Genomic DNA, 15,386 nt, shown 5'->3' with positions numbered 1-15,386 from the left:
AAAGAAGAATTTTAATTATTTGAGAGCATTTCATTTGATGGTGACTAGCCTTAGTTGAAATTTGAAAATTTTAAAGCATGAGAGTGTGAATGTCGTATTCCCTGAAAGATCTTCCGAAATGTTATCCTCGGCAAGTACCACCTAAAATATCCCGTTGGCTTGCCGTATTGGTGGCGATGCTGGTCATCAGCGTGATCCCTATGAGGATATTCGAACGATACATCAATAACAGCCACTTCTGGATGTTGGCTATTGGCGCACCAATAGTTATGTGGATTGTGAGTTTCACTATTCGCATGTGGGCATGGTCATTACAGGACAGTAAAGCGAATGGTTTTGACCGGCGTCGGGAGCAATGGATCTTGTGTGAGACCCGTAGGGCTCGTCGTGCGCTTCAGGTGTTGAATACGACATTTATTACCGCCCATCAGGAAGATGAACAATCTTCTGTTGCAATTGAAATGCTCAATAATCACAGCATTATCATTTCGCAGTCAGACTGGAAAGGCGAAGAAAGCAGGAGGCTGAGTCGTATCCTGACAGAACCAGAGGATACCCCTGGATTGGTCATCTCACGTCTGTTTTCAGAGCTGATTGCTGATCTTCCAGTTCATCAGTTTCCGGAGAACGCTTCGATTGTTGCCATCCTTGATGTCTCGTCATCTCTGTCATTCCCAGCTGTCAGAGATATCTGGCAGGAAGCCTGGCAGGAGAGTGGCATAACCTGCGTTCTTGAGTACACAGACAGCAATGGACCAAGGGTAGTCAACCACTGGCTGGATCACCGCATTAAAGATGATGCGATGTTATTGATTGTTGGTCTCCAGATTGATCCGGTTGTTTCAAACAATACTGCTGAAGCAGCCGTTGCTCTGCTTCTTGGCAACCGCCTGACCCAGGAGGCACTCGAACCTCTCGCGTTGCTTCACCGGCCAGATTCTGCTCCAACAGGTGAACTAAGGGAGGGGATGAACATGGCCGCCTATAACGTCCCGCTCAAAGAAAATATAGTGAAAAATTTATGGCTTGCTGGGCTGACAGGTGAGCAGCGCGCAGAAGTTATTGCGTGCCAGAATGCGCACCCTGCGCAGTCTGTCGAGGACGAAGCCGTCATTTCGCTCGATACATCCATGGGGCATGCCGGAGCCGTAGCTCCCTGGTTGGCTATCGCTGCCGCCACTGAAATTGCCCGACTAACTCAATCGCCACAGATGATTATCTGCGGTGATACCACACAGAATGTGCTGTGGAGCACGCTCATTACCCCGATTGCTTCCCGACAGGAGATGGATCCGTGAAGCTACCTTTAGCACCGAAGACTACGGAAGGCCGCTATCTTGCTGTCGCATTGATTTTCTTTTTGCTGTTAGCCGTTATGACGTTAATGGTCTGGAAGCATCCGGATATAGCCGGGATTGAAGACGGAAGTCAGCAGCAAATTTACTGGCTTATCGCCGGCGGATGTATTTCAGGCAGCGCCCTTATCGTATCCGTGGTGCTTTTGGCGGCAGTACGTGGTGTCGGTAAGCAGGAGTTTAATGCGCTTGTCGACAACACCAACGGTGATGATGAGAAAAAGAAACGGGAAAATGATAAAGCGCCAGTTCACCCTGCGGTGGCCATGTGTAACAAGATTCGGAGACATCTCCGCTCCCGTATTGGCCTTTACTGGCGTCGTAAAACCCGTCTGTTGTTAATTACTGGTGATGAAGTGGCAATCGAACAGCTGGTTCCCGGCCTGCAGCAGCAGCAGTGGCTGGAAGGCAACCGTACCGTGCTGATTTACGGCGGCAGCCTCACGGCTGAACCCGATAAGGAAAAATACACCGCGCTGCGCAGGCTGCGTCGCGGACGCCCGCTGGACGGGATTGTCCGCGTCATGCCTGCGTCGCTTAATCTGACGCCTCACATCAGCGACAACGACCTTCGCGGGCTGGAGAAAATCAGCGAACGGCTGCGCTACTCCGCCCCGGTCTGGCTGTGGCAGTTGTGCAGCAGCGACTGGCCGCAGGCCACGCGCCCTGAGCAGGCGGTCGGGGCAACGTTCCCATTGCGCGCCAGCGAAGATGATATCGTCCGCCAGCTTGAGCGGATGCTGCCGGCCCTGCGGGCGCAGGGGATAAGCCAGGTCGCGGAGAACAACAGCCACGACTTCCTGCTGCGCCTGGGCCGGCACCTCAGAGAGGGCGGTATCGCCCGCCGGGCTCAGCAACTGGTGCCATGGCTGGCTGCCTCTCAGCAGCGCGTGCCGCTGCGCGGCCTGATGTTCAGCCTGCCGCGGGATACCCCCGTTGATGTGTCCGGGGCAGTCAAATCTCCTGACGCTGCCATGACAGAAAAATACCGCCCTGAATCACAACGCCATGCCCTGACCCTGCCGGTGACCTGGCAGGGCATTGTGGACGACTGTGCCCGCGTACGCGGCCGGCGTGTCGCTGTGCCGTGGGAACAGGCGACCGGCGGGACGCTGATGGCCATCATGGGCGCCTTGGGAGCGGGGCTGCTGCTGTCGTTTGCCGTCAACCGCCAGCAGATTATCTCCGTTGCGCAGCAGGCGCATGCCCTGGTGGAGCATCCTTCCGTGTCGGATGACCAGCTGACGGCCCTGCATACGCTGCGTAACGCGGCCGGCCGCCTGCAGCACCGCATCCAGGAGGGCGCCCCCTGGTATCAGCGCTTCGGTCTGGACCACAACCCGCAGCTGCTCAGCGCGATGCTGCCCTGGTACGGCGTGGCGAACAACCGCCTGATACGCGACCCGGCAAACGCCGCCCTGATGCAGAAGCTCAGCGCGCTGGTGAACGCCGCCCCCGACAGTGACCAGCGGGCAGCGCTGGCGAAGCCGGGCTATGACCAGCTGAAAGCCTGGCTGATGATGGCCCGTCCGGATAAAGCCGACGGCGCGTTCTACGCCCGGACCATGAAGGCCGTGCAGCCGGCGCGGCAGGGCATTTCAGCCGCCCTGTGGCAGAGCCTGTCGCCGGACCTGTGGGCCTTCCACATCACCGGACTGCCTGAACAGCCACAGTGGAAAATCACGCCGGATGCGCAGCTGGTCAGCCAGAGCCGCCAGGTACTGTTACAGCAAATCGGACGGCGTAACGCCGAAAGCACCCTGTATGAAAACATGCTCAAATCCGTGCGTCGTCACTTCGCCGATGTCTCTCTGGAAGACATGACCGGCGGTACCGATGCGCGGCGACTGTTCACCACCGGGGAAGTGGTGCCGGGCATGTTCACCCGCCAGGCCTGGGAAGGCGGCATTCAGCAGGCAGTCGAAAATGCCGCACGTTCGCGCCGGGATGAAATCGACTGGGTGCTGAGCGACAGCCGCAGTGCCGTCTCCGCAGACCTGTCGCCGGAAGCCCTGAAGGCGCGTCTGACGCAGCGTTACTTCAGCGACTTTGCCGGCAGCTGGCTGAGCTTCCTCAACAGCCTGCACTGGAATCCGGCCAGCAACATTGCGGACGTTACCGACCAGCTGACGCTGATGAGCGATGTCCGTCAGTCGCCGCTGATTGCCCTGATGAATACCCTCGCCTGGCAGGGGCAGACCGGCCAGCAAAGCGAAGGCCTCCCGGACGCCCTCATCAAATCGGCTAAAGACCTCGTAGGCGGGAAAGACAACCCCGCGACTGACCCGTCCGCGTCAGGCCCACAGGGACCGCTCGGTGAAACCTTCGGGCCGCTGCTTCAGCTTCTGGGGAAAAATAAAGGCAGCCATGTGATGTCGGCTGACACTTCACTGAGCCTGCAGACGTATCTGACCCGCATCACCCGCGTGCGTCTGCGCCTGCAACAGGTGGCCGGTGCTTCTGACCCGCAGGCGATGATGCAGACCCTGGCGCAGACCGTATTCCGGGGCAAAAGCGTCGACCTCACCGACACCCGGCAGTACGGCAGCCTGATGTCGGCAAGCCTGGGCGAGGCGTGGAGCGGCTTCGGCAACACGATGTTTGTGCAGCCGCTGACCCGGGCCTGGGAAACCGTACTTCAGCCGTCGGCAGCCAGCCTCAATGACAAGTGGCGCCGCTCCGTGGTGGCAAACTGGCACACCGCCTTCGACGGACGTTTCCCGTTTGCCGCCAGCAAAAGTGACGCCTCTCTGCCGATGCTGGCGGAGTTTGTGCGCAGGGACAGCGGGCGCATTGAGCGCTTCCTGAACACGGAACTCAGTGGCGTGCTGCACAAAGAGGGCAGTCAGTGGATAACTGACAGGGTCAACAGCCAGGGGCTGAGCGTTAACCCGGCCTTCCTGCGGGCGATTAATCAGCTGAGCCAGCTGTCGGACATTCTGTTCACCGATGGCAGCCAGGGCATCAGCTTTGAGCTGCAGGCGCGTCCTGTGCCGCAGGTGGTGGAAACTCAGCTGACCATTGACGGACAAAAGCTGCACTACTTTAACCAGATGGCCGACTGGCAGCGCTTTCGCTGGCCGGGCGACACCTACAGGCCGGGGACGATGCTGACCTGGAGCACGGTCAATGCCGGAGCGCGCCTGTTCGGGGACTACAGCGGAACCTGGGGGCTGATTCGCTGGCTGGAGAAGGGGAAACGCGAGCAGCTTGACCGAAGCCAGTGGATGATGAGCTTCAGCGCGCCGGATGGCCGAACCCTGCAGTGGGTGCTGCGCTCACAACTCGGAAAAGGTCCGCTGGCGCTGCTGGAACTGCGGGGGTTCACGCTGCCGGATCAGATATTCAGTGTCGACAGTGCGGTGATGGCTAACACGGGAAGCCGTGACAGGGAGGGTGAAGAATAATGAGCACACTGCAGAATCTGGTTGCCGCCTGTCAGGCTGACGAAACGCAACTGCGGCAACAGGCGCAGGCACGTACTGAAAACTGGCAGCCCTGGCTTACTCCGGTCAGCGATGCCAGCGCAACGGGAGAAGATCCCGGCTATGACGATGATTTTCAGCGCATCCGGGAGGAAGTCAACAAACTTTCCGGCATTGATACCGGGCTGATTTGCACGCTTGGCGAAAAACTACTGACCACTATCGCCAAAGATATCCGGATTGCCACCTATTACTGCTGGGCACGTCTGCACCAGGACGGAGAAACCGGCTTTGCCGAAGGGCTTGAACTGCTGGCGGGATTGCTGCAGCGCTATGGCACGCAGCTTCATCCACAGCGCGAGCGGAGCCGTAAACCGGCACTAGAGTGGCTCGCAGGCTCCCGTGTGCTTGACAGCCTGTCACTCTGGCCGGAAGTGATGAGGGAAGATGCTCAGCGTACTGCCGGTGCACTGCTGCTTATCAGTGACTGTCTGGAGACTGAGCCAGAAGTCTCACGCCCCGGTCTGAATGCCCTGTACAACGCGCTGGAATCCCGACTGATCAAAGCCGGTGGCGTGGATGCCGTGGTGCCGCAAAACGTCGGTCATAAGGCACAGGCATCATACACGACAGAGGCTGAAGCGCCGGTTCTGAGCCGCATTACCTCCGGTCAGGATTTGCTGGCCCAGGCCCGCACCCTGACCGGATATCTGCGTGAGCAACCCGATGGATGGCTTGCCGCACACCGGCTGATGAAAAGCCTGCGTCATGACACGCTGAGTGCTATTCCGGCCCCGGATGCCGAAGGAAAAACGCGCATCGAACCGCCGCGCGCTGACCAGCGGGCCATGCTCAAACGCCTGTACCTGCAGCAGAGCTGGCTGGAGATACTGGAGCAGGCGGACAGCACTTTCTCGCGTGGCGCTAATCACCTCTGGCTGGATTTGCAGTGGTATGTCCATCAGGCCCTGATGAAATCGGGACAGGATGTACTGGCTGATATCATCGCCGCCGACCTGAAAGGACTGCTGCGCCGCCTTACCGGGCTTGAAACCCTGGCCTTTAATGACGGTACGCCCTTTGCCGATGAGGTCACGCTGAACTGGATAAATCAGAACGTGCTGGACGATATGGCTGGCTGGCGGGATGAGCCGGTCAGTGCCGACAGTGGGGATAATAACGATATTCTGGCTCTTGAGCCGGAAGCGCTGGAGAAAGCGGATACTGATGGTCTGGATGCCACACTTCACTGGCTGCAGACCCGCCCGGGCACAGACGCCACAAAAGACAAATGGTTACTGCGTCTGCTGATGGCCCGCGTGGCCGAGCAGAAAGGCAAAAATGAACTGGCCCTACATCTGCTGGGTGAGCTCGACAGTGCCGCACAGTCAATCACCCTCACGCAGTGGACACCGGCACTACTGTTTGAAGTGAAATCGCGTCGCCTCAGACTGCTGCGCATCAAAGCCACACGCAGTGAAACCGATAAATCACGGCTTCAGCCCGAGATGGACTTGCTTCTGTCCGGTCTGATTGCGCTCGACCCGGCAAGCAGTGCGGTGCTTTGCGGATAATCTGGACGGAATTTAGCGATAAGGGAAGAATATGGCAGCAGAAGGCTTTTACCTGGTGCAGGGGGACAAGACGACCTGCGGCGGGAAAATCACCACGGGCGCAGATGATCACACTCTGTTTGATAAACCTGTTGCCCGGGAGCAGGACAGGGTGACCTGCGGGAAGCATGCCGGGCTTTTCAGGATAGCCGGTGGCATTGACAACGATACCATTCATGACCGGCGAATGGCCGGAACCCTCGACAGCTATAGTACCTGCCCCTGTAAGGCGAAGTTCATTCCGTCGATGATGAATGATACGTACGAGAAGAACAGTGGAGCTTCCGCTGGAAAATTGGCAGCCGGCTTTACAGCGGCTCCTACGCAGGCATCTCCTGAGCTGCCAGGTTATCTGACCGGCGAGCAAAAGCCGACAGGATTTGTGCCTGATTATCCTGTTCTGATAAATACTCACTATCTGCCCGATGATAAACTTCGGGCTATGCTGGAAGTTAACAGACAGGATTGCATGATCCTTACTTTGCCAGAATGTCTCGAAATTATAACGTCATGGGATTTTGTAAAGCATACATGGACTTCTATTACGACGAGCACTCCCGGCAGTATCGTAAAGACCTACTGGACAAATATTAATGATGTGGTTAGTGCCTCAAAAATTGTAAGCCAGTTGGGTACAATGGGGATTAAAGGCACCGTATTTATTAACCATAGAGGAACTGAGCTCATAAAGCTTACTGGCTATCCGGGAATCAGAAAAGCACTCAATGCTCCAGTTTTCTCTTTGAAGCACCCAAAAATTATTGAAATGGCAATTGGTAAATATGGGCTTGCAAAGACTGTTATAGACGGAACTATTGTCGGGTTAATTTATGTATCCGCTGTTGATACAGTCGATTTCATTCTTAATGATGAAACCTCCCTCGCGGAGTTTATGGGGACACTTGCTACTGATGTCGTAAAAGTTGGTCTTTCGTCAGCCGTAGTTTGGGGCGTTGGCTATGCTGCGAATGCATTCTTACCTTTTGTTCTTGGACCTTTAGCGGTTGTCGTATTTGCTGGCGTTGGTACAGCAATAATACTAAATGCTATTGATAAAGAATACGGCATTACAGATAAACTGGTAGCTTATATAGAGTCAGCACAGCAGGAGTTTGTTGACAGAGCCAGAGGTATCGAGCGCGGAGTATGGGATTTGGGGGCTATGTATGTTGATGGGATGCTTGAAAAGGGACGAAGGGTTATCGAGGCAGAAGTTAAACGCTATATCCGAAATGCTATCCGTGATGTTGGTTTAAGGAGCTTGGAATAAATGTTTTCGTTGAAAGAACGAGTGGTTCTTTTCTTTTTAAATATGCTTATTGCATTTTTGATGATTGTATTTACTTATGTCGGTGTAATTTCTATTGTTAAGTGCTTGTCTTTTCCAGATGCGTTTGAGTACTCTACTGGATGCGTTATTTTATCTTTTTCAGCTATTATTCTTGGGCCTGTGTTTATTAGTGGGTTTCCGGTGATTTTTCTTGGCAGACGCTTTGAGCATAAGATAGCGACTATTTTAAGTAAGATAATAATCTGGGGCTTTGTTTTAGCTGTTTTTTCTGGTGTTCTGTTTCGTACTTATTACATTTATGAAATTAAGAGTCGAGGGTATGTTGAATGTCATAATAAAAATCTCGGGGCCTTTTCTGCGCTATCGACAAAATATGCTTTAAATTTGGCTGATTGTAGGCGGTAAAAAAATAAAGTAATGCAGCGTAAGAGTTGTGATGTTACCTACTGATTTTTAGGGAGATATCTATAAGTCAGAAATGACATAATGAGTATCCAGCGGAGGTTGTATTGATGTTTGAAACAAAGGTTCGGCCTGTTTTAGCCATATTACTCATGCTGGGGTTGTGGAGTCTTTGTGTTTACCTTGGGAACGATACGTTTAATGAGTATTTTTCGTTTGGTGACAACATCGTTTTTTCGTGGTTGACGGTTTCTTTTATCGCTTTACCTGTGGTAATGATCTTTCCATTTATATATTTCATTTAGCTTTTATTAAAAGGTAAAGAATATGCATTCAAAACGATGGATGCGTATGTGGTATATTTAAAATGGGGCTGTATTGCTTTAGTAATTATTGGGGTTATGTATTCAGTTTTTTACCCAACAGTTCTGGTAAAAAAAGGATATCTTCGGTGTAGTGGCATCCCGTCAGGATGGATGCCTGGAACGGCAACTCGTTATGTCCGTGATTCGTCTTTGTGCAATGTAAGTAACAAGTAAATACAATGTATCCTTTTAAATAACGAGTCATCGCATTTTGTGAGGTGATATTTTTCCTGGTGGTTTCCATCGGGATTTCATATCTCGGTATTTTTAAGTAGCGTGAATACCTTTCTTACCCCGATGTCGTTAACTTCTCTTTTTAGGTAACTTTTGCTGCCGCATTTTTCTTTTTTTTCTCACCGTTATTGGCGGTTTTTTTTCTGTTATTTTTGCGGGGGTATAATCGTTACATTAGGTAAAAGATTACTCAGTACCTCGTTTATTATCTTGGAGCTAACAGTCCTGTGAATATTCATCTTTTCAGAAAGACATACGACATTTTTAATGCATGAAGGATACACAGAATGCCAGGGGCTCCCTTCGGATTGGATGCCTGGTATGGCAAAAAAATATGTCATAGAACCGCCCCTTTGTACTCAGCATTGATGGTTCTCTTTTCTGTATGAATACCCGAGCCAGACTCCCGGAGTCTGCTTAAGTGTTTAACACGCAGCAATTTACTAAGCAGAATAAATATGGATGACTTAACCCTGCGTTACTATGACGCTGAAATGCGCTACCTGCTGGAAGCCGGTGAAGAGTTTGCCCGCGCTCACCCCGAGCAGGCGGCAATGCTCAATCTCGATAAAGCGGGGGCGCGCGACCCGTACGTGGAACGCCTGTTCGAAGGCTTTGCCTTCCTGATGGGCCGGCTGCGTGAGAAGCTTGATGACGACCTGCCTGAACTGACCGAAGGGCTGGTCAGCCTGTTGTGGCCGCATTATCTGCGCACCATTCCGTCGATGTCGGTGGTGGAGTTCACCCCTGACTGGCGTGAAATGAAAGAGCAGATGCGTATTGCCAAAGGTTTCGAAGTGAACTCACGACCAATTGGTGTGAAGGGCACGCGCTGCCGGTACACCACCACCAAACAGATAACCCTTCAGCCGTTGTCGCTGGAGCACGTCCACCTGTCGACTGATCCTGACGGGCGTTCGGTCATCAACCTGCGTTTCAACTGTAGCCATCTTGCCGACTGGAGCCGTGTCGATCTCAGTCAGATTCCGTTCTACTTCAACGCAGACGCACCGCTGGCCAGCGCCATGCATGAAGCCTTTACCATGAACACGGCGTGTCTGTGGCTGCGGATGCCGGGTGATAGGGACAGAAGACCGCTCGACGGTTATTTCACTGCGCTGGGTTTCGGCGACGAAGATGACCTGTGGCCGAAGGGAAGCAGCAGCTTTAGCGGCTATCAACTGCTGCTGGAGTACTTCACCTTCCGTGAAAAATTCATGTTTACGGGGCTGCGTGGGCTGGAGACCGTGGCCTTTCAGGCTGAACTTCCCTGGTTTGAGATCGACGTGGTGCTGACAGAACGCTGGGAGCATGATTTCAGCTTTACCGAAAAGCATCTGCGCCTGAATTGCGTACCGGTGATTAACCTGTTCCCGCTGGAATCTGATCCGCTGACGCTCAACTCCCTGCAGACCGAATACATGCTGCGCCCGATGCGCGTGCAGGATGGACATACGGAGATTTACGCAGTGGATTCGGTAATCTCATCGAGCCAGCATACCTACGTACCGTTTTCGAGCTTCCGCCACAAAGGCGGGATGATGCGTCACGAAGCGCCGGAATATTATTACCACACCCGCGTGCGTCGCGGTCCGTCCGGGTTACATAACACCTGGCTTATCCTCGGTGGAGAAGCCTTTGATAACCATACGGTGCCGGAAGATGAAAGCCTGTCGTTGACGCTCACCGGCACCAACGGCCAACTGCCGCGACGTGCGCTGCAAAGCACCGTGCTTGATACGGTGATGAAAACCACCTCGGCCAGCATCGCCGTACGTAACCTGTGTGCGCCGACGCTACCCTGTTATCCCCCGGCAAGGGACCGTTTTCACTGGCGCGTACTGAGCCATCTCGGCAGCGGGTTCCTGTCGATGATGGATAATGCCGATGTGTTGCGCGGTACCCTGGCGCTGTATGAATGGACGGACAGCGAGATGAACCGTCGTCGCCTGGAAGCCATCCTCAACGTGAAACACAGTGAAACAGAGCGTTTCGAGCAGGGCTACCTGGTTCGTGGTGTGCAGATTGACGTGACGCTGGACAGCCACGGCTTTGCCGGGCGCGGCGATATCTGCCTGTTTGGCGAGATGCTGAGCCGCTTCTTTGCACTCTATACCGACATCTATCTCTTTAACCGCCTGATTATCATTTTGCAACCGACCGGAGAACGCCTGGAATGGGAAGAGAAGCACAACCGCCGCATTCCCGGCTGACCCCAAGGCTGGAGGCCGACCTTCACCGCATTAACTTTTACCGTTTATGTCAGCTTTTGGAGAAACGTAATCCGGACAGGCCATTAATGGGCGCGACCAGCCACCCCGGGGATGACCCGGTACGTTTTGCGCCGCATCCGGGCATGGGGTTTCCGGCCAGTGAGCTGAAAACCGTTGAATATGATGAGGACGATGACAGCAAGCCACCGGTTATCCGTGCCACGTTTATGGGGATGTATGGGGTTGACTCACCATTGCCGACGGCCTATCTCGATGACATCTCTCAGCGCAGTGAAGGGCACGAAGCGCTGCAGGGATTTCTGGATATCTTCAGCCATCGCATTCTGACGCAGTTTTACCGCATCTGGCGTAAGTACTCTTACCCGGCCACCTTTGAGCCCGGCGGTACCGACAGCATCTCGCAGTCACTGCTGGGCCTTGTGGGGTTGGGTATTCCCGGCACAGCAAACCACATTGCCACGCCGGTATCGCGCTTTCTGGCGCTGCTGGGTGTACTGCGACAGCCGGGCAAAACTCAAGAGGGGATGCAGGCGCTGGTCACTCTACTGGCCCCGGATACCACCGTGAAGGTCAGCCCGTACTGCCTTCGACCCGTGGAGGTCACTCGGCCACTGGGCTTCTATGGTGATGCCGATTTTCTGCTGGACGGCAATACGCCACTGGGTGACGAAGCGATGGATGCGGGCAGCCAACTGCTGGTTGCGCTCGCGACGAATAATGAACAGGAGGCGCAGGGCTGGAAACCGGATGGTCTGCTGTATCAGGATTTTCTGGTCATGCTGCGGGTGTACCTGGGATGGCGCTTCAAAGCACGCATTACCCTGACCACGTCTGTCCGGTTGCTGGCCGTGCCACTGCTGGGCGAAGACCCTTTCTGGCTCGGCATGAACGGTGTGCTGGGCGCAGAGGGCGATGAGCTTCCGGCGGATATCCCTGCGACCTTTACGACCGAACTGGGTTACTACACCGGGCTGGAGCCTGCGAAACCACAACAAGGAAACCGACGTGTTACGTACAAGTTTGACTAAAACGCTCTGGTTGATGCCTCTGATGGCATTCAGTCTGGCGGGCTGCGGAATAACCCAGGGGGTTGCCGATAGTACCCAATCGGCGTTTAACGCTGTTTTTTACAAAAAGATCAAGGTGCTGCACCTTGATTTCACAGCACGTGAGGCGCTGAATACCGACGCCCGCGAGAGCAACTCGTTGTCTGTACCTGTTGTGATACGGATTTACCAGTTGAAAGACCGCAAAACCTTCGACAAAACGCTCTACCAGCAATTGCTCCAGGAAGGTGACACCATTCTGAAAGCCGACCTGCTTGCCCGCCGGGATGTGGTGGTGAAGCCGGGCGGAGATGCGAGCCTTAACATGCCAATGGAAGCCGGTGCGCAGTTTGTGGCGGTGGCGGGACTGTTCCGTCATCCGGACAGGGTTAAGAATACCTGGAAGCTGGTGATTCAGCGCGAAGACCTCGATCCGGATAAGCCGCGTATTCTGGAAGCCGGTAATAACTATCTGATGCTGCAACCGCTCAAGGATGACTAATGCCACGGGAACATCACACGCCTTCGCTGTATGAAATGCTCACCGGCCATTTTACCGGTGGCCTTGCTCTCAACCAAGTCAGTGAAGAAAATCAGGTCATCCTCTCTGTACTGGATAACATGCAGCGTATCCTTAACTGCCGTGCGGGAACCCTGGCACACCTGCCGGATTATGGTCTGCCGGATATGACCAGAATCCTGCAAGGCATGCCGGGAACGGCCCATGAGCTGATGGGGGCATTGTCCGCCGTCCTGCTCAAATATGAGCCCCGACTGAAAAGGATAGCGGTTGTCCTGCTGGAGCAGAACGTCCCCGGTGAGTTGCGCTATGCCATTGACGCAGAGCTCAAAGGCGTTGGCCTGGTCCGCTATGGCACTGAGTTTATGCCTGAAGGTCGGGTTCTGTTACGCCATCTTAAGCAACAGCAGTATCTCGACACGAGAACCCCTCTCTAAGGCGAGATCACATCCTGCCAGTTTCATCTGGCGAGCTGGCGTTATTTCGCTGCGCTGACGCCGCCGTTAGTGTTGATTTTTAATTTTTTTTCAGTCGATTGCGTGTTGATGATGAGACTCTTTTTACTGACTCATTATTACTGCTTGCGTCTGTGGCGGGATGAACGATTTTTTCAGCTCATTGAGAGTGAAAACGACCTTATTGAGTTTGATAACAGGATTGCGCTTTGGTGGACAATAAAAGGGAGCACTCGCTCTCTGGTTGAACGCTGGTGCGGGTCTAAGGTTTTATGGCGACGCTATGAATTTTTTCATTGTGTATGGTCTTTTACAGGGCCCTTGGTTGATTAGGCAGGTCTTAAATGACGATGAATCCCGGTATGCATTGGACGTTATATTTTAAGGTTTCACATCACGAAGGGAGCCTGTTAAACATCGCTTTCGCCCCGGGAACCGGGTAGAAACTTTTCAGCTATATGTTGATTTGATACATCGCTGACCCGGTGGCACTTCAGTATCTACAGCGTCTCGAATATGCAGAAAGCAAAGCCGCATAAGCAATAACCCTCCACAGCTCCTTTTACGTCAAATGGACAACTGGTCATGCATGACATCCCCCCTCGTAAAATCAAAACCGGTGGCGACCCGCGCACGTTAGCGGATTACGCCGCTCTGCGCGATGAACTGAGTAAGCTCATACATCCCGCGCGCCCGGATGTGAACTGGCGATATGTTGAAAAACGCTGTCTCTCACTGTTTGAGCAGAACGGTGTGGAACTGCAGACGGCGGCCTGGTACACGCTGGCCCGAACGCAACTGGCCGGACTGGTCGGCCTTAATGAAGGACTTGCGATACTCGACGCCCTGATAAGCCATCAATGGGGGACGCTGTGGCCGCAGCCCGTCCATGCCCGCATGGAAATCCTCAGCAGTCTGAGTCAGCGTTTGCAGCAACGGATGCGTTCGCTCCCGATCAATTACAGCGACCTCAGCCAGTTGTACCGGGCTGAGCAACGGCTTACCGGTATCGGGGAAGTGCTCAAGCGCCTGGAGCTTAAACATCTCAGCCAGCTCGATACCTTGCGTACCTTAATGCACAATTGCGCTGTCCGGCTGGAAAACAGCGATGGGACAACCAGTACAACGGCGACGGTTCAGTCCGGTATAGTGTTGCCGGCCACCGTGATGCATGATGCCTCCATGGGGGACCTTGCGGGTAGCTCGTCTGAAAATACGCCAGAAAGCGCAGTGAAGTGGGTGTACGTTGCACAGGCGGAACATCAGGCGAATGTGGACGTTTTGGCGGCAATACCTGCCCCGGTAAAAAAACGGACATCCTTCGCTGCCGGGATGTGCACCATGCTGGTGATAAGCATCGTCGCAGTGTGGAGCTGGCAGTATTTTCACCGGCCTGACCCGCTTCAGGCTCAGCTTGCAGCATCCCTGGCGCCTTTACCTGCAACGCTCACGCCTGAACAACTGGAAATGTTGCGTCAGCAATCACTTTCATCACAAACAGTGATAACACAAACACAGCAGCAACTTGCCCGACTGGATAAATTGCCTCCTGACTGGAATATCGCCTTGAGTCGACAGCTTTTGGAACAGGCCAGGGCACTGTGGCCGGAGCAGACAAAACCCCTGATAAAGCAATGGCAGCAACAACTCAATGCTGCCGCGTTGCCGACAGAACGCCTGAATGGCTGGCATCAGGGAATGATGACGCTACAGAAACTGAGTGACAGATTGAACGGGCTGGATGAGCAGAAGGGAAAATATATGACGATCAGTGAGCTGAAATCAGTGGTTTTTTCCACGATGCAGTTCTTTAATCAATCCATACCGGCTGAAGAACAACTGCGGGCACTGTCACAACATCCTGCGGGGAAACCATTACCTGCTGCTGCCCGGTCTCAACTGGAAATGCATCTGAAACAACTGACAGCCCATTATGCTGAACTGAAACAGCAGACAGAAAAATAAATACAGCGCTAAAAGCCGGGGTTGATTCAGTCATCGTATCGTCCAGCAAAAATAAGGTGGTCGTTTCCGGTTAGTTCTTCCGGTTTACAAAGGGCGATCAAGGATTGAGTCGATCCTGGTACAGCATGAGGACGCTTCATTTTTTATTCTGGCTTTGTGAATTTCCCCGATTTAATTTCTTTGTCACTACTGCTCGAATAAAGCTTTTCAGGGAGTGCTTTGGCTCGTGTGCTTAATGTAACCAGACGAGGTTTTTTTTAATTTTTGCCCTTCTTGCGGAATAGGTTATCTCTTCCATTAGTTTACGCCTTGCGGGTATCACTCAAAGTGAATTTTTGAAGTCCACTTATGACCGGTGAGCAAATCGCAGTTTACTCAAACGAGCAGATGGCATGAATGTTAACTGCATACCGTTACCGTCTGTCAATTTGACAGGTTTATCAAAATGCTTTGTATTTCTTACTGTTAACTCAGCGAGCGC

The 15,386-nt window shown here is 53.5% G+C and carries 10 protein-coding genes; all 10 read left to right on the top strand.

What is annotated here, in order from left to right; translation table 11 throughout:
* Positions 1-89 precede the first annotated feature (89 nt).
* The 10 genes from FBY13_RS09390 (at position 90) to FBY13_RS09330 (ending at position 14,905) form a co-directional block, all read left to right on the top strand.
* Positions 90-1,298, top strand: a complete 1,209-nt coding sequence (locus FBY13_RS09390) for a hypothetical protein (RefSeq protein WP_063880411.1) — start codon at positions 90-92, stop codon at positions 1,296-1,298.
* The gene (locus tag FBY13_RS09385; RefSeq protein WP_145394021.1) at positions 1,295-4,762 is read left to right on the top strand and encodes an ImcF-related family protein; all 3,468 of its coding nucleotides are present in this window, start codon (positions 1,295-1,297) and stop codon (positions 4,760-4,762) included. The genes FBY13_RS09390 and FBY13_RS09385 overlap by 4 nt, the downstream gene beginning before the upstream one ends.
* Positions 4,762-6,354 carry a type VI secretion system protein TssA gene (gene tssA / locus FBY13_RS09380; protein ID WP_063880410.1) on the top strand — a complete coding sequence of 531 codons (1,593 nt, stop codon included), beginning with the start codon at positions 4,762-4,764 and terminating at the stop codon, positions 6,352-6,354. The genes FBY13_RS09385 and tssA overlap by 1 nt, the downstream gene beginning before the upstream one ends.
* Positions 6,355-6,385: 31 nt before the next feature.
* Complete coding sequence (locus FBY13_RS09375; RefSeq protein WP_063880409.1) at positions 6,386-7,663, top strand: PAAR domain-containing protein; 1,278 nt, start codon at positions 6,386-6,388, stop codon at positions 7,661-7,663.
* On the top strand, positions 7,664-8,089 hold the full coding sequence (locus tag FBY13_RS09370; protein WP_255474479.1) for a hypothetical protein: 426 nt from the start codon (positions 7,664-7,666) through the stop codon (positions 8,087-8,089).
* A gap of 1,054 nt (positions 8,090-9,143) precedes the next feature.
* The gene (gene tssF, locus FBY13_RS09355; RefSeq protein WP_145394020.1) at positions 9,144-10,898 is read left to right on the top strand and encodes a type VI secretion system baseplate subunit TssF; all 1,755 of its coding nucleotides are present in this window, start codon (positions 9,144-9,146) and stop codon (positions 10,896-10,898) included.
* Positions 10,862-11,947 (top strand): type VI secretion system baseplate subunit TssG, encoded by a 1,086-nt coding sequence (gene tssG / locus FBY13_RS09350; protein WP_145394019.1) that lies wholly within the window; start codon positions 10,862-10,864, stop codon positions 11,945-11,947. The genes tssF and tssG overlap by 37 nt, the downstream gene beginning before the upstream one ends.
* Entirely contained in the window at positions 11,925-12,467 is a 543-nt protein-coding gene (gene tssJ, locus FBY13_RS09345; protein WP_063880404.1) for a type VI secretion system lipoprotein TssJ, read from the top strand. Before tssG ends, tssJ begins: the two co-directional genes overlap by 23 nt.
* Entirely contained in the window at positions 12,467-12,922 is a 456-nt protein-coding gene (tssE, locus tag FBY13_RS09340) for a type VI secretion system baseplate subunit TssE (RefSeq protein ID WP_145394018.1), read from the top strand. Before tssJ ends, tssE begins: the two co-directional genes overlap by 1 nt.
* Before the next feature lie 603 nt (positions 12,923-13,525).
* Positions 13,526-14,905 (top strand): VasL domain-containing protein, encoded by a 1,380-nt coding sequence (locus FBY13_RS09330; RefSeq protein WP_145394017.1) that lies wholly within the window; start codon positions 13,526-13,528, stop codon positions 14,903-14,905.
* Positions 14,906-15,386: the final 481 nt, after the last annotated feature.

The sequence above is a fragment of the Pantoea sp. SJZ147 genome, assembly GCF_007828605.1.
Lineage (GTDB): Bacteria > Pseudomonadota > Gammaproteobacteria > Enterobacterales > Enterobacteriaceae > Pantoea > Pantoea allii.
Note: the sequence above shows the minus strand (reverse complement) of the source record. Positions and strands in the feature narration are given on the sequence as shown.